Origin of the sequence: Peribacillus sp. YIM B13481 (assembly GCF_042787985.1) — a bacterium.
GTDB classification, from domain to species: domain Bacteria; phylum Bacillota; class Bacilli; order Bacillales; family DSM-1321; genus Peribacillus; species Peribacillus simplex_A.
On the sequence record NZ_JBHZPE010000068.1, the window covers coordinates 1 to 15,156 of the forward strand.

Below are 15,156 nucleotides of genomic sequence, written 5' to 3' on the forward strand. Positions count from 1 at the left end.
CAGGTAAACTACTATGAAAATCTAAGAAAAACGGAGATATCGAGAGGTTTTGCTTTCTTTATTGAGGGAGTTTAGTTGAAAAAGCCAGGAGTATACAAACTACGCATTAACAGTAATGGACTAAGAGGGAAGTATATTTATCTAAGGTGTATACTCAATGTATTGTGATTACATTATGTTCCTCTACATAGGATTATTGGTTTATGTTTATAGGATGATATCGTAAATATTGTTGTTATTTTAAAATACAACCGTTTAATAACATATAAACCAGCGTTCCTATTGTTATAAAATAAGTTAATAAATGGTAGGGGAAGTGTGCAGAATGTTGGCGATGTTGGGTTTTCTAATTTACGTATTTTTGCTAATGATTGCTATTATACTCATTGAGACTTTACCGTTCATAACATTACCGGCGGTGATCATAAGTCTATTTCGAAAAAAGAATATAAAACGGTCCATTGCAGCATTAGCTGTCATTCCACTTATTAAGCTGTTTAATAACTTAAATAGAAATGGAATGGGACCTTCAGAGTCTGAATATTTCCTTTCACAAATACTGCAAGTGAATTTATGGATTATTCTTTCTTTTATGGGATATTGCTATCTTCTGTATTGGTGGGGAACATTTATTAAGAGAAGAAAGAAACATCATACAAAACCAATCGATAAACTGGAGGGGAAAAAATCTTTCAAAACTAAAGGGTTTCTTATTCTTGTGGGATTTGTCCTGATGATAGCCATTCCATTAGTTTCTTTTTTCTATCAAGATTCTTGGAAAGAAACTACCGTCCTAACCAGTGAATCTCAAACGGGAACAAGTACGATTGAAATTGTGCAAAAAGGAGAACCTACTTTGTTTAGCTCTGCTCCCTTTAAAATCTATTATCAAAAAGAAGGTCATTCACGTTATTCCATACGTGAATCTGTAGACAATGACGGTGGATTCGCAAGAACTGAGAATTTTAGGGTTGAATGGAAAGACAACAAAAATGCTACAGTCACTGTAATTGGAGACGAAGGTTATACCGAAACCATAGAGATTAATGTATTAGAAAAACCTAAAAAATAAACCTAATTGGAAGAATATGTATAGTGGAGTATATCCTTAAGGGTCTGTTGGTAAGCACAAGGGACAAATTAGAGCTAAAGCAATTCAAGATGAAAGTGGAGAAAGTATCCTTCTTCCTTTTATCGTATGAATATTGATCCACCAGTCCATGTAATGTAGAGGCTTCCACTTATAACTTTAACTTTATAATCACTAAAACGAGCATGTTCACTCAGTCCGTGATTTCCCTTTTTGACTGAATCTTTTACATAAATATATGAATTCAAAGAACTGTAAAATGTATACCTACTTTCATACTCATCTTTTGGCCATTGAAGTGGTTCCTTTTCATGTATAACATAAGGGAAAGAAAGGTATTCATCACTTTCAATAAAAGTATAGTTTTCGGATAAAATGGAAAACGACCCTAATAAGTAAAGAAAATTAGCAAAAACAACTATATTAAACAAAGTATTTTCTTTCTTTTTATTAAGCTTAATCTTTTTCGATAGTATAGAAATAGAAACAGGCATAGCAATTAAACCAATTAATGCAATCCATTTATCAAAAGGATCGCCATTCACCCAAACTAGTATTCCCATTAATCTCAATAGAACAAAGAGTAACACAAAAGCCGTTAATAATGATGATAGGCCGATGATAAACTTCTTAAACTTCAATGATTTCACCTCTTCGGAATTCTACCATTTTCATGGTTTTCAGTAAATATAAAGAAAAGACTAAACCCAAGTTAAGTTAATCAGCAGATTTAGATATTTTTAGATGCGTACTTGGATAACATTGAATGAATTACCATCAACATAACGTAGCCCTGAATGGTTCCTTTACTAATAGTTTGTGAAAGAATGTACTTAAACTAACGGGTGCGTGTGCGGCCGAGCCTAGGTCGTATCATATAGCGGGTGGGATTCCCGTCGAGTAAGAACTAGCCATTCGCTCGTAGCGAGTCTTGGAGGGCTAAAGGTAACTTTAGTCTTTAAGCGTAGACAGTTAGGTGGCGGGCCGAAAGCCAAATGGTTGAAGGGATTGAGCTCCATAAAGTTAGTAAATCGAGAGGGCTGATGCTTTACGCACAGCAGAAAGCTACATTTTATCCTTCGTTAAGGGCAAGACGGATAAAACCTCTCTGGAGTCAGAGACCTTGGCACGTTACACATCGATATGATACGGCAACTCGGGAGACCCTATCGGTCTTTTCTTATTAGAAGAGTATGGTGTACAAGCGATAAAAAGCAAGGAAACCAAATGCTGTGTAGGGAGTCGGATAGCAGCGTAGTACCAATGAAGTTGGGTAATGCCGATGGAGGAAAGGCTAGCTACCAGTTATCGCCGAGGACTTAGGAAGTCAATAATAGATCATTTTATATAACGTTGTTTATTACTTATTAGAGGACCTCCTAATAGAAATACGTATTAAGAAATTAAATATTTAGGAGGAGTAAAAATGCGTTCAGAAAAAGAAATGATGGAATTGATATTACAAGTTGCCGAGAAAGAAGAGAGAGTACGAGCTGTTGCAATGAATGGTTCTCGAACGAATTTTAATGTACCTAAAGATACTTTCAGAGATTATGATATTGTTTATCTTGTATCTGACTTTAAATCGTTTCTAATCAATCCTGATTGGGTAAATGTTTTTGGGAAAAGAATAATAATGCAAACACCAGAAGATATGGCAATGTTTCCACCTGAATTGGGTGGGAGATTCACCTATCTAATGTTATTTGAAGATGGTAATAGAATTGATTTAATGCTGATTCCGATTGAGGAAAAAGATATTTATTGTTCTGAAGATAGATTAACAGTAATTTTATTAGATAAAGATGGAAATATGCTTAAGCTTTCTGAACCAACAGATAAAGACTACTGGGTAAAAAAGCCTTCTGCTAAATTCTTTGCTGATTGTTGTAATGAATTTTGGTGGGTTTCAACTTATGTAGCAAAAGGGTTATGGAGACAAGAAATACTTTACGCTTATGACCATTTAAGTAGTGTAAGAGAAATGTTACTAACAATGCTTGAGTGGAAAGTTGGTATAGTAACCAATTTTTCATTGAGTGTAGGAAAAAACAGCAAGTACCTAAAGTGCTACCTTGATAACGACATTTGGGGAAGATTAATGAAAACATATCCTAATGGAGATTACGAACAAGTTTGGAATTCGTTGTTTGAAACAATTGACTTGTTTGAGCAAATAGCTATTGAAGTAGCTAGTATTCTCGAATATCAATACCCTTCTGAAGATGCGAATAAGGTAAAACAATACCTTACTAAAAATTAAACTCAATATTTGTGACACTTAAACTAACGGGTGTGCAAAAGGAGAGTAGCTTTTTAAAATACAGAATAATAACAATGGACCATGCTGATATTTGAGCATGGTTCCTTTTCTTAGGTTGTGCAGGAGAAGGAACAGTGACTTGTCTGCAGGACTGAAATACCAAGAAGTTAGAAGGGTACCTAAATTCTTTTCAATTTTAGAAAAATATTATCAATATTGATAAATTGGTAATGTCGATAATTACTATGTTTTGCAGTGCACCTTGCCAAAAATGAAAATAAATAAAGAATTTTAATATTAAAACTGTAGATTTTATAAGGTTTACAGAATTGGCATAATTTTTGCATATAAAGATTTGCATACAACTAATGGGAAGAAATAAAAACGGCAGCATTTCAGTTTACTAAAATTAGGAGGCATAAAAATAATGAACTATTCATCAAAGCTAGTAAAAGTAAATAAAGATCCAGGGCATGGCTCACACATCTCCCCTGTTTATTTGACTTCAACATTTGTTTTTGATAATGCAGAAGTAGGAGCACAACGCTTCGCAGGAGAAGATCCAGGATTTATGTATTCACGCCTGGGAAATCCAAATGTAAGAGAACTGGAAGAGAAGGTAGCGGCATTGGAATTTGGTGAAGGGTGTTTGGCTTTCTCATCTGGAATGGCTGCCATAACTGGCTGCCTTTTGGGTGTTTTGCAGGCAGGAGATCACGTTGTTGCACACACAGCGTTGTATGGTGCGACGCACGCATTTCTATCCAAAACGGTAAAGAAATTTGGAATTGATGTAACATTTGTACCGTTTAAGACAGGGGAAGAGCTTGAACCACACATTACAGATAGAACGAAAGTGGTCTACTTTGAAACTCCTTCTAATCCCACGCTTTCCTTAGTGGATATGAAGAGTGTAGCTGCGATCGCCAAGCAAAAGGGTATCTTGACTATTGTTGATAATACGTTTTTGTCCCCATATTTACAAAATCCTATTCTATGCGGCATTGATATTGTTGTCCACAGTGCAACGAAATATTTGTCGGGTCATGGATATCTTATTGGTGGACTAGTGATTTCCAGCAAGGAAATTATTGATCCAATGAGAAAAGAAGTACAGAAGACTATGGGAGCAAATTTGGCCCCTATGGATGCATGGCTTCTCTTTCAAGGGATACGTACTTTGCACATTCGCATGGACCGCTCACAAGAAAATGCACAAATTTTGGCTGAACGCTTGGAAAAACATAAGGCTATAGAGAAAGTTTATTTTCCAGGGCTAGCAAGTTTTGAAGATAAAAATATCATGGAGAAACAAATGAAAGGTCCTGGAGCAATGATTTCTTTTGTCTTGAAGGGAGGATACGAAACAGGTGTTAAAGTTATGAATTCTGTAAAACTGAGTACTTTAGCAGTTTCCCTAGGAGATGTAGGTACATTAATTCAACATCCAGCTTCGATGACACATGCGATAATCCCTAAAGAAGAAAGAGAAAAAGCAGGTCTTTATGATGGACTCGTTCGTTTTTCGGTTGGAATTGAAGATGTAGAAGATATATGGAAGGATCTCGAAATGGCATTAGAATAACGGTACGGCTGGAGGATTTGTCAATTTCATTGCGGTTAAAGGAATAATATGCTGGCATGAATATTGCAAATTAATATTCATATTTTAAGAGATTAGCGAAGCAAGGAGGCAAGTGATGTATAAAAAAGGAAAAGGGAAGCTCCTTAAATCTGATAGAATCAGTGCAGTATCACTTCTTGAGGGTCGGTCAAAAGATTTTCTTCCGTAATCGGGGAGGCTTTTAGCGTACCCGTCGTGCGGGGGTAATCAAGCCGAGGATAGGAATTGAACCAGATTTGTTGAGTGTTTAGGTTAAATATCCCTGCATACAAAGTTATTGAAGGAGAGGAGGGACGACAGTCCCTTCTTTCTCCCGTACTTCATTTGTAAGCAATGTTCGAAGTTAAGTCGTCTGTAATTAACTATGGATCCACAATTAGATCAATGGCTATTCCAATATGATTGGCCCGAGATTATTAGACAGTTAGAAAATGTTGTGGAGTATATGGTGAATATGGCAGAATCGGATATACTTGGCTTTCATGAACTTCCGGATTATTTGTACCAATTTCAAGCACCTATTCATACCAGAGTGTTAAGTTTAGATGAGATGGTGGCCGAATATGAAAAATTCATTATCCAAAGTTTCTTCTTAGGTGTTAAGTTCGAAAAGATAAGGAAAAAGTATCGGAAGAATAAAAATTAGTTTATCGACACTTTATCGTAAGCTAGAATGATACAATCTAAAAGTTTGATCCACTTTACCTAAGATTGCAAATTTTATTTGCAATCTTTTTTCGTCTCTGTGGGGGATATTTCCCAAATTTGGAATTATTCTTTCCAAATTTGGGAACCAAAAAACAGTACGGAACGGGAGGTTATTACTATATTCGTCGCGGAAATGAGAATTTCTCAACTGGTTCGATAGTAGGAATGTTGAATTAACAAGGGTTTTATTTTGGCACAACTCTTGCATAATATGATAACGAAAAGGAGGAGGTGGAGTTCATTATAAAAATATAGACTAAATTTACAGAATATTAAAATTATACAGAATAATGAAGCTGAAAATCTGCAAATCATCCATTTTTTAAAAATAAAGGAGGGAACACTAGTGTTCTATTTACCAAATGGACAGAACCACCTTTTATAAGGTATTTACCTTTTGGCTCCAAACAGAAAGAATAATTAAACTGAAAACTATGGCACTATTTATACAACGCTACTTAGGGGGAATTATATATGAAAAAAATTTTCATCATCATCGCTTTTTCGATACTCGTAGCACTTATATTATCTGCATGCGGAAAGGCCGAAAATCAGGCAGCAAGTCAACCAGGCAAACACGCAGATGAGAGCAGGGATATGCTAGAGCAAATTAAATCGAGTGGGACCATTAAAATTGGAACAGAAGGAACCTTTGCACCTTTTAGCTACCATGATTCTTCAGGGAAGTTAACCGGTTTTGATGTTGAAATCGCGGAGGAAGTAGCAAAAAGACTTGGTGTGAAACCAGAATTCATTGAAACCCAATGGGACGGTATGTTCGCAGGACTCGATTCAAAGCGGTTCGATATTATTGCTAATAATGTAGGAATTACTCCTAACCGCCAGAAAAAATACGATTTTTCAGTGCCGTATATTATGTCAAAACCTTTCTTAATTGTTCACAAGGACAATAATACGATTAAATCATTTGAAGATTTGAAAGGAAAAAAATCAGCTCAGACATTAACTAGTAACTATAAAGATATAGCAGCATCTTATGGTGCTGAGATCGTTGGAGTAGAAGGTTTTAATCAATCCATTGATTTATTACTTTCAAAACGTGCGGATGCGGTTGTAAATGACGGACTATCCTACCTAGATTTCAAAAAGCAAAAACCTGATGCACCGGTTAAATCTGTCGCAGAACTTGATGATCCGGCAAAAATGGGGGTCATGATGAGAAAAGGGAACAAAGAATTGGAAGAGTCCGTAAATAAAGCGCTTTCCGACATGATGAAGGATGGTAAATATTTAAGTATTTCACAAAAATATTTTGGAAAAGATGTTTCAAAATAGGGAGGGTTCTACATGTTTGCTGATGATAGAATGGACCAAATTGTTGACATCATTGTAAATTCCTTTTTCCCGATGTTAAAAGCTGGGGTTGCGTTTACGGTTCCCTTGACATTAGTATCCTTTTTACTGGGACTCCTTCTTGCTTTACTTACGGCATTAGCTCGGATCTCGGGAATTAAACTCCTAGACGCTGTTGCAAGATTTTATGTATGGGTGATTAGGGGAACACCGCTGCTTGTTCAGTTGTTTATCATTTTCTATGGCCTTCCGAGTATAGGCATTACGATTAGCCCCCTTCCTGCTGCAATTATCGGTTTTACGCTTAGTGTTGGCGCCTACAACTCAGAGATTATTCGTGCGGCTATACTCTCCATTTCCAAAGGGCAATGGGAGGCGGCTTATTCTATTGGGATGAGCTATCCGCAGGCATTAAAAAGAATTATTCTCCCTCAGGCAACAAGAGTATCTGTCCCACCTTTGGCAAACAGTTTTATTAGCTTGGTAAAGGATACATCGTTGGCTGCTACCATTACGGTGACTGAAATGTTTAGAGTTGCTCAGCAAATTACCGCAACAACCTATGAACCATTGGTACTCTATTGTCTAGCAGGATTTATATATTTGATTTTCAGTACCGTTCTTTCGAATGCACAAGGACAGATGGAAAAACGACTCGATCGTTATGTGACGGGCTAATTTGATAGGGGGAAATATACATGATTGAAATAAAGAACCTGCATAAACAATTTGGACAAACAGAGGTCTTAAAGGGAATCGATCTAAAAATTGAGGAAGGCAATACAGTTTGTATTATTGGGCCATCGGGTTCAGGGAAAACAACCTTGTTACGTTGCCTGAATTTATTGGAAACGCCTACAAAAGGGACCATTAAGCTTGGAAAGTATTCTTTGGATTTCCAGGATAAAAAACCAGTTCCAAAAGATAAGGTTATTAAGTTCCGTCAACAAACGGGTATGGTTTTCCAAGGTTACAATTTGTTCCCTCATATGACTGCACTTGAAAATGTTATGGAGGGTCTTGTTTACGTTCGTAAACAAGACAAGGAATCCTCTCATACGAAGGCTCTTCAATTGCTGAAAAAGGTAGGATTATCAGAACGGGCGAACCACTATCCATCCCAGCTATCCGGTGGACAACAACAACGTGTAGGAATTGCACGGGCGATGGCTATGGAACCTGAAGTTCTGCTTTTTGATGAACCTACATCCGCGTTAGATCCTGAGTTAGTTGGTGAGGTTCTAAAGGTCATGAAAGAACTTGCTAAAGAAGGAATGACCATGGTTGTAGTGACACATGAAATGAATTTTGCGCGTGAAGCAGCGGATAAAGTCGTATTTATTGATAAAGGTGTAATCGTTGAAGAAGGAACACCTCAACAAATTTTTGAAAATACAGGGCATGAACGGACATTACAATTTTTAAATAGACTTTGTTCATAGGTAAGGGCAGGTACCCCAAAGCTGCGGAAGAATGGAAAACTCGTTACTCGGCACTTTACCGCAGGTTAGAACGACAGAATCTTATACCTTTTACCCTGGGATTGCAAATTTCAATTGCAATCTTTTTTTGAATATTTATGAAAATATTTTCAAAGTTGGGAATCGAAAAACAGTACGGAACGATACACGATGGATTTTGCAGTTTTAAAGGCTCAGATTGATTCTTCCGTTAAAATGTTAATCCTTTGCAGCCCGCATAATCTGGTAGGAAGGATCTGGAAACGGGAAGAGCTCACATGGTCTAGGGGGAGAAGGCTTTATGAGAATGAATATCGCATGTCCCCGCTCTACTATGGAAAAAGCTCTACTTCAGTTAGAACAAGCAGTCAAGCAACTTTCCCATACAGGAAAGTAAAACATAAGAATATTGGGGAGGAATTAAAATGGATCACACGAATGAATATGATTTCAAAAATTTTGTTCATGATATGACGGTTATGGTGGAACGGAGTCAGAATGATAACGAATGTGTTGTGGAAGCAGAAAGGTTAGTTGGTAAATTAATTCAATCCCAATCATGGCTTCCTTCTGAGAAAAGAGGACCAAGTGAGGAAGGGTACTCGCGGCATCTGTTGTATTGTGACCCAGAGGATCGTTTCGAAGTGATTGCGCTAGTCTGGAAGCCCGGTCAGAAGACCACTCTTCATGATCACGATGATACATGGGGAGCAGAAGGAGTTGTCGCGGGTAAGGTTAAAGTGACTAATTATATACGATTAGAGGAATTATCTGGGGGCAATATTGTTAAGTTACAGCATACTGATACTATCATTGTAAACGAGCAGAATACAGGAAAGCTACTGCCTCCAGCAGACTGTCATATCTTGGAGGGGGTAGGTAATAAACCAGCTATCACGATCCATGTTTATGGAAAGCAATTGAGAAAATTTCGGGTATTCACCCCTTTAGACGGAGAGGGGCTATATCTTGCAAAAGAAAAGCGGGTTGAATACTCCCCTGCTTAGAATCGATTAAATAGTGAATGTGTGTCCGGTCTGTCCTTACACCCTAAGAAGAGGCGGGCTCTACTGTTTAATGAGCTCATTCCTTGTTGTCCTTTTAGCCATGTGTGTAACGGGAATGCCTGGAATAATCCGGGATTCTTAATTCTTTAGTGGAGCCATTAGTCAAAACGAACCCACGGCTCTACAATTAGAAGAACACTAGTTACAATGGTAATCGCATTAATCACAAATATGATTGGCTTATTGATGTTATTAACTTCAATTGTAGCGGGTTCACTTATGAAAAATGTCTTTAAAAATAATAATTTCGCGCCAGAAAATTTTTCGCGTAATATCGAGGATGTTGAGACGATGGGCGCACCGGTTATTCCGTGGAACTCCAACGCAATCTATTGTTCGCAGATGCGCGGCAGCTGGAACAAAACGGCTATACCTTCCATAAAGACGATAAAGGAAACCGTAATTATACCGATTCAAACATTATGATTTTCGAAGACCTAATAAAGCAGCGAAACCGCCCTGGTATAACCCTTGAAGCGACTACAAAGTCAATTGTAGCAATATAATAAAAGCAAAGGTATAATTCCTTCCGATACAAGCCTACCCTCCGACATAACGCGTTTTGAACAAGATATAACGGCCAGAATGGACCAGCAAAACAAAACCATAGAAAAACATCCGAACTGATCCGCGTTTTAGTGGAACGCCTAAACGAAAAATCTAAATATGAAGAAGAGCGAGATAAAAGGTTTAATGAGCGTTTAGATAAAATAGTAGAAGAAGTATCCGCTTCCGTGGTAAAAAAGCTGGAACAAAATGAAAATCAGCTCTTATTAATGGCTAAAGAAGAGGTGGAAACCACTAAAAAAGAAGTGGCTGCCTCTAAAGAGGAAATAGAAGCAATACCGATAACCCCGGCTAGTCACCGGGGTTTTTCTAATCTATTGATTTAAAGCCATTCCGAATTTAATGGAGAAAATGCGGATCTACAACTAATCATAATAAAAAGCCTCCTTAAAAAAGATGGCTTTACCTCTTACGTCTAATAATAGGGATTAACATGGTAAAAGTAAGGATTAACATGATGAGGATTATCATGGTAAAGGTAAGGACTAAAATGGTAAAGGTAAACATGATGAGGAGGATTACGGAATTCATTTAGACGCCAATCACTTAATTTAAATGTCTCATTGGTAGACCATAATGTTTTTTCCAGACGGCCCATAGTCTAACACACCTTTTTTCATATCTTATGAATGGGTAAATATGTTTGATTGGGTCTTTATTTATTATTATATTCCTCATACGCTTTATTCTGGCGATCATTGAAAGCTTTTACCTGGTAATAGTGCTGTTCACAAAAGTATCCTTCCAGATCCCCATTAGTCCAACCATAAAGAGGTTTTAACCATTCAACCTTTGGGAACCTTCTTTGACAATACAAGCAATAATTTTCTCTATTTAATTCCACTTTTTAAACCAATCCACCAAATCCCCGGTTTCCCTTTGTTTTCTTTGCTGAAATTGATTATATGCTTCAATTAACCCTTGCTTTGAAATGAATTCATTATTTTGTGCTGGATCAATAAAAATTCTGCTTCTTTGTCCGTTATGTGGTCCTTGTTATTATGATAAGCCAAAGCGGGTATCATCCTCTTAGGCTCTCGCTTGCTCTCCGTTTTGTGACTGTAAGTGTCTTTACCGTGATAAGCTTCCATAAATGTTGGCGGTATTGCCATATGCCCATTTCCCATATGTCTTTCTAGCCTTTTTGTACCATTATTCGATTTAATGGTGCCGATGGATTTGCAAATATTGTTCAAGTGTTACAACAACTATCTTGTATCTTTCCTTTATAACTTTCTTGGCTTTAAATCCACCGTATGAAATTTGGGTTGGTACATGTTTTCTTGGTCTTGAAAAAATTTTTCTCAACCGTGATAGAAAATAGGAATGATTAACCTATAAGAGGCTGAAAAAATAGTGATTTTGCAAGGAATTAAAGATTGGCACGAATATTGCAAATTAATATTCATGACTAAGAGATAAGGAGGTAAGCAATGTATAAAGCCGTTATTCTAGGAACTGGACCTGCTGGGTTAACCGCAGCAATTTATTTAGCACGTGCTAACATAAGTCCTTTGGTCATTGAAGGGCCTGAACCCGGGGGGCAATTGACATTGACAACAGATGTCGAGAATTTTCCTGGTTTTCCTGAAGGGATTATGGGACGAGAGTTGATGCAGAACATGCGAAAGCAAGCTGAGTTTTTTGGAGCAAAGTTTAAAAGAGGCTGGGTTAAAAAAGTCGATTTTTCCAATAACCCTTTTACCTTAACGGTGGAAGGAATAGGGGAGCTTAAAACGCAATCTTTAATCATTTCAACGGGAGCTTCAGCGAAACTTTTGGAGATTCCAGGGGAAAGAAAAAATATTGGGCGTGGGGTAAGCACCTGTGCAACATGCGATGGATTTTTCTTTAGAGGAAAGAAAATTATCGTTGTCGGGGGCGGAGATTCTGCTATGGAAGAGGCAAATTTTTTAACGAAGTTTGCTTCGGAGGTTCAGGTTGTTCACCGCAGAAAGGACCTTCGCGCTTCCCAAATTATGCAAGACCGTGCCAAAAAGAATCCAAAAATTACGTGGAGCCTAAGTTCCATTCCTGAAGAAGTGATCGCAGGGGATCGACACGTTACTGGCTTGAAAGTAAAAAACAGCGAAACAGGAAAAGAGGAAGTTCTGGAAACTGACGGTATTTTTATTGCCATTGGGCACAAACCGAATACAGCATTTTTAGACAATCAAATCAAAACAGACAATATGGGATATATCATGGTGAATCCTGGTACAACCGAAACGAATATCCCAGGTGTATTTGCCTGCGGGGATGTTCAAGATCATAAATACCGCCAGGCCATTACAGCTGCGGGAAGTGGTTGTATGGCTGCTCTGGATTGCGAAAAATATCTTGATGCAAGTGAATTATGTAGTGGAAACAATCAATCTATTAATGAGAACCAAATATGGGGAGGATTTTAATAATGAAAGAGATTAAAACAAAACAAGAGTTTGAAGAGGCGATTTTATCAACACAACCAGTTATGGCCAAATTCTATGCCGAATATTGCCCAGACTGTCAGCATACCGATTTATTTATGCCCATCTTGGAAGAAGCGTATAGAGAAAGAGTAGATATGATTGCAGTAAATCGTGAACATTTTCCAGAGGTATTAGAGAAGCTGGAGGTGTACGGAATCCCAAGCTTTATTGCTTTTAAAGAAGGGAAGGAACTGAACCGGTTTGTAAGTAAACTTGGAAAAAGTCAAGAAGAGGTTGAACAGTTTCTTAATCAAATTGTAGAGGCAAGTGGAAAACTGGGATAGAAAACCCTTCTTGCCTGGAGGCAATAAATATTGAGCAGACACTCAATTTTTATTGACCATCTTTTTAGTCTCAACAATCTTATCAACTATTTATTCATAGAAACTATACAGCCTATAGAGTTCAAATAACACAAAGCCTAATTTCTCGGTGTTAAAAGCGAGAAATTAGGCTTTTAATATTTGGATTTCCTGCCCGTTGTAAATCTGAATTTTTCCTGATGTTACTCCCTTAGCGTTGGGCAAATCGGCTTCTTTAATCCTAAATTTCTCTTAGCGTAAGTTTTCCGCGTTTTGTTGGCAGGATCCCATGCCCATCAAGCTAAGCGCACAAGAGATAATATAAAAGTGTGTTCCCTTTAATTTGCTATGGTAACACTAAAAATGCGCATGACAAAAAAACCATCAAATAGGTTTTTTAAAAAAATATTAGGCAGCTTTAAGTTTTTGTGACGTACAATCATACACAATACCTAAGATATCAAAGACCGTTTTCTTGTTATAACGATGACATTTCCGTCCGTTTTTCTCCAAAAGGTGAAACAGACGTAGAAAAATTTTTGATAATTCTTTGGCGTCCTTTTGTAATCCTTGATAAAACAATAAATAATAGTCTTTTATTATATAGATGGATTTATATTCACTTAACTCCTTCTTTTTCTTATCTAAAAGTAACTGACGCATTCTAAACATCGTAGATGAACAGAGTAAAATGCTAATAAGTTGCCCATACAAGTGACCTTTTAAGCGTTCCCTCTTAATCTCTTTGCACTTGTCAATTTGAAAGAAAGATTTCCATGTCTTAAATAGAATTTCAATCTGCCAACGTAACGAATACAGTTCATGAATATGTTCCGTTGGAACGTCTTCTAAAGAAAGATTTGTAATATATACGTTCATTCCACTTAATCGTTTGCTTCGGTCTCTATAGGTAATGCCCTTCTTCTTTTCTTTTTTTGCTTGTTCTTTCAATCTTTTCTCTGTTTGTACCTCAGTTAGTCGATGAATAATCACTCGGGCGGGTAGTTTTTGATACAGCCCAATGTATGCTTCTGAAATTTCAAGTGTTTGACCAGGTTGTAATTGATTCATAAGCTCTTCCGTGTCTAACTGAATAAAGAGAGTACCTTTCTTCACAGTCCCATTTCGAAAAAACTCTGGTTCATCATTCTTACGATATATACGAGAATTCAACTTCAAACGTGAGACATAGTAAGCACCTTCATCATTCATTTTCTGTAAGTCGTGTAAGTCGAAATACCCTAAATCCCTTATGTATAAGTCTATCGGTTGAATGGTTAGTAGACTCGTGGAACCGAAGGTTTTATCATTTTCTCTCCCTTCTCCTACATAAACGTGGAGGAACTTCCCACTCAATAAGTCATATTCAAGTTGGATTTTAACACCTGCGGTATGGCTACTTCCGCCAGAACCTTGATAATGTGAAGCAAACTTATCTGGAAGTTGAAATGTTGTAGAATCTAGGATCCGAATACGTTTAAAAGTCGTGGAGTATGGATGAAGTATTTCTTGTGTTGAATGAATTCTTTGAGTTAGAAGATTAGCTAGAACTTGTTGAAGAAACTGTACGGCTGAACCATTAAATCGTTGATTAAGCCCTTCAGGGCTCATGAGGACACCTGTAGATGCTTCGAGACGGCTACACAATTGTGTGAGTGGTGTACTCGCGACCTGTTGACTAAGCCATACACATAAAGCAATTAATTCTTGTGCTTGATATTTACTTGTACGTTGAACAAACCCAACTTTTTTAGCTAATTGTTGTAGAGAAGACGGAGATAAGTAGTTTTGAAGTTCTTGAGAAAAGAGATTCATTTCGTCTGAAACAGAAAAACTCATAGAAAACGCCATCCTTCCTGTATATTTCTACAAAAAGAATAGCGCTTTTTTCGTTATGATGATACAAATTCACCTTATCTTGATGGCGATGTGGCTGTACCCCATTTAGCAAAGGAACTTAAATCTGTATCTTAATAAAAAACACTATAATTATAGGAGAAGCTCATTAAAAAGAAGCCTTGTTATATTGAACTATACCCCGGATAACGGACACACATAAAAAAGTGTCCCTTATCCGGGTTTTTTTATGTTTCAATAGATGTAATGAGTATGGACGGAGGGTTTCTATGAGTAAGAATATATATACTGAATTTCAGATTAAAGAACTTGAAAAGAATCCAAATATCATTAGTACTTCCGAGCGATCTATTTCCTATAGTCCGGAATTTAAAACAAAAGCTGTTAAGGAATATAAAAAGGGGAAAGCCCCCTCTCAAATTTTCATTGACCA

Annotated in this window: 14 protein-coding genes; 12 read left to right on the forward strand and 2 right to left on the reverse strand. The window is 37.1% G+C overall.

Annotated features, from left to right (window positions below):
* The first annotated feature begins 325 nt into the window (after positions 1 to 325).
* A complete protein-coding gene (locus ACFX4X_RS23065) occupies positions 326 to 1,072 on the forward strand; it encodes a hypothetical protein (protein ID WP_377386810.1) in 747 nt (248 codons plus the stop codon).
* A 119-nt stretch (positions 1,073 to 1,191) separates the two neighbouring features.
* Here the strand turns inward: ACFX4X_RS23065 and ACFX4X_RS23070 are convergent, their stop codons facing one another.
* Positions 1,192 to 1,731: a hypothetical protein gene (locus ACFX4X_RS23070; protein WP_377386813.1), complete on the reverse strand. Its 540-nt coding sequence runs from the start codon at positions 1,729 to 1,731 to the stop codon at positions 1,192 to 1,194.
* Between the two features lie 785 nt (positions 1,732 to 2,516).
* Here ACFX4X_RS23070 and ACFX4X_RS23075 point away from each other — a divergent pair.
* The 11 genes from ACFX4X_RS23075 (at position 2,517) to ACFX4X_RS23125 (ending at position 12,848) form a co-directional block, all read left to right on the forward strand.
* On the forward strand, positions 2,517 to 3,353 hold the full coding sequence (locus ACFX4X_RS23075; protein WP_377386816.1) for an aminoglycoside 6-adenylyltransferase: 837 nt from the start codon (positions 2,517 to 2,519) through the stop codon (positions 3,351 to 3,353).
* A 427-nt stretch (positions 3,354 to 3,780) separates the two neighbouring features.
* Positions 3,781 to 4,938, forward strand: coding sequence for a trans-sulfuration enzyme family protein (locus tag ACFX4X_RS23080; protein WP_283902016.1), 1,158 nt, complete (start codon positions 3,781 to 3,783; stop codon positions 4,936 to 4,938).
* Positions 4,939 to 5,341: 403 nt separating this feature from the next.
* Positions 5,342 to 5,623: an AAA-type ATPase lid domain-containing protein gene (locus ACFX4X_RS23085; protein WP_483878244.1), complete on the forward strand. Its 282-nt coding sequence runs from the start codon at positions 5,342 to 5,344 to the stop codon at positions 5,621 to 5,623.
* 536 nt (positions 5,624 to 6,159) lie between these two features.
* Positions 6,160 to 6,981 (forward strand): amino acid ABC transporter substrate-binding protein, encoded by an 822-nt coding sequence (locus tag ACFX4X_RS23090; RefSeq protein ID WP_377386822.1) that lies wholly within the window; start codon positions 6,160 to 6,162, stop codon positions 6,979 to 6,981.
* Positions 6,982 to 6,993: 12 nt separating this feature from the next.
* On the forward strand, positions 6,994 to 7,677 hold the full coding sequence (locus tag ACFX4X_RS23095) for an amino acid ABC transporter permease (RefSeq protein ID WP_283902018.1): 684 nt from the start codon (positions 6,994 to 6,996) through the stop codon (positions 7,675 to 7,677).
* A 20-nt stretch (positions 7,678 to 7,697) separates the two neighbouring features.
* On the forward strand, positions 7,698 to 8,441 hold the full coding sequence (locus tag ACFX4X_RS23100) for an amino acid ABC transporter ATP-binding protein (RefSeq protein WP_377386826.1): 744 nt from the start codon (positions 7,698 to 7,700) through the stop codon (positions 8,439 to 8,441).
* A 443-nt stretch (positions 8,442 to 8,884) separates the two neighbouring features.
* A complete protein-coding gene (locus ACFX4X_RS23105; RefSeq protein ID WP_377386829.1) occupies positions 8,885 to 9,466 on the forward strand; it encodes a cysteine dioxygenase family protein in 582 nt (193 codons plus the stop codon).
* A gap of 207 nt (positions 9,467 to 9,673) precedes the next feature.
* Positions 9,674 to 9,952: a Na+/H+ antiporter NhaC family protein gene (locus ACFX4X_RS23110; RefSeq protein ID WP_377386832.1), complete on the forward strand. Its 279-nt coding sequence runs from the start codon at positions 9,674 to 9,676 to the stop codon at positions 9,950 to 9,952.
* Positions 9,953 to 10,164: 212 nt separating this feature from the next.
* Positions 10,165 to 10,419 carry a hypothetical protein gene (locus tag ACFX4X_RS23115; protein ID WP_377386835.1) on the forward strand — a complete coding sequence of 85 codons (255 nt, stop codon included), beginning with the start codon at positions 10,165 to 10,167 and terminating at the stop codon, positions 10,417 to 10,419.
* A gap of 1,107 nt (positions 10,420 to 11,526) precedes the next feature.
* Positions 11,527 to 12,504, forward strand: a complete 978-nt coding sequence (gene trxB, locus ACFX4X_RS23120) for a thioredoxin-disulfide reductase (RefSeq protein ID WP_377386838.1) — start codon at positions 11,527 to 11,529, stop codon at positions 12,502 to 12,504.
* 2 nt (positions 12,505 to 12,506) lie between these two features.
* On the forward strand, positions 12,507 to 12,848 hold the full coding sequence (locus tag ACFX4X_RS23125; protein ID WP_377386841.1) for a thioredoxin family protein: 342 nt from the start codon (positions 12,507 to 12,509) through the stop codon (positions 12,846 to 12,848).
* Positions 12,849 to 13,274: 426 nt separating this feature from the next.
* On the opposite strand, the gene ACFX4X_RS23130 is transcribed toward ACFX4X_RS23125, so the two are convergent.
* Entirely contained in the window at positions 13,275 to 14,705 is a 1,431-nt protein-coding gene (locus ACFX4X_RS23130) for an IS4 family transposase (RefSeq protein WP_377386844.1), read from the reverse strand.
* Positions 14,706 to 15,156 lie beyond the last annotated feature (451 nt).

What these genes read in the sequence shown, in the direction of transcription:
- ACFX4X_RS23075 (WP_377386816.1), top strand. Translation starts at nt 2,517, where the DNA reads ATGCGTTCAGAAAAAGAAATGATGGAATTGATATTACAAGTTGCCGAG.
- ACFX4X_RS23080 (WP_283902016.1), top strand. Translation starts at nt 3,781, where the DNA reads ATGAACTATTCATCAAAGCTAGTAAAAGTAAATAAAGATCCAGGGCAT.
- ACFX4X_RS23100 (WP_377386826.1), top strand. Translation starts at nt 7,698, where the DNA reads ATGATTGAAATAAAGAACCTGCATAAACAATTTGGACAAACAGAGGTC.
- ACFX4X_RS23085 (WP_483878244.1), top strand. Translation starts at nt 5,342, where the DNA reads ATGGATCCACAATTAGATCAATGGCTATTCCAATATGATTGGCCCGAG.
- trxB (WP_377386838.1), top strand. Translation starts at nt 11,527, where the DNA reads ATGTATAAAGCCGTTATTCTAGGAACTGGACCTGCTGGGTTAACCGCA.
- ACFX4X_RS23130 (WP_377386844.1), bottom strand. Translation starts at nt 14,705, where the DNA reads ATGAGTTTTTCTGTTTCAGACGAAATGAATCTCTTTTCTCAAGAACTT.
- ACFX4X_RS23105 (WP_377386829.1), top strand. Translation starts at nt 8,885, where the DNA reads ATGGATCACACGAATGAATATGATTTCAAAAATTTTGTTCATGATATG.
- ACFX4X_RS23125 (WP_377386841.1), top strand. Translation starts at nt 12,507, where the DNA reads ATGAAAGAGATTAAAACAAAACAAGAGTTTGAAGAGGCGATTTTATCA.
- ACFX4X_RS23095 (WP_283902018.1), top strand. Translation starts at nt 6,994, where the DNA reads ATGTTTGCTGATGATAGAATGGACCAAATTGTTGACATCATTGTAAAT.
- ACFX4X_RS23090 (WP_377386822.1), top strand. Translation starts at nt 6,160, where the DNA reads ATGAAAAAAATTTTCATCATCATCGCTTTTTCGATACTCGTAGCACTT.
- ACFX4X_RS23110 (WP_377386832.1), top strand. Translation starts at nt 9,674, where the DNA reads ATGGTAATCGCATTAATCACAAATATGATTGGCTTATTGATGTTATTA.
- ACFX4X_RS23065 (WP_377386810.1), top strand. Translation starts at nt 326, where the DNA reads ATGTTGGCGATGTTGGGTTTTCTAATTTACGTATTTTTGCTAATGATT.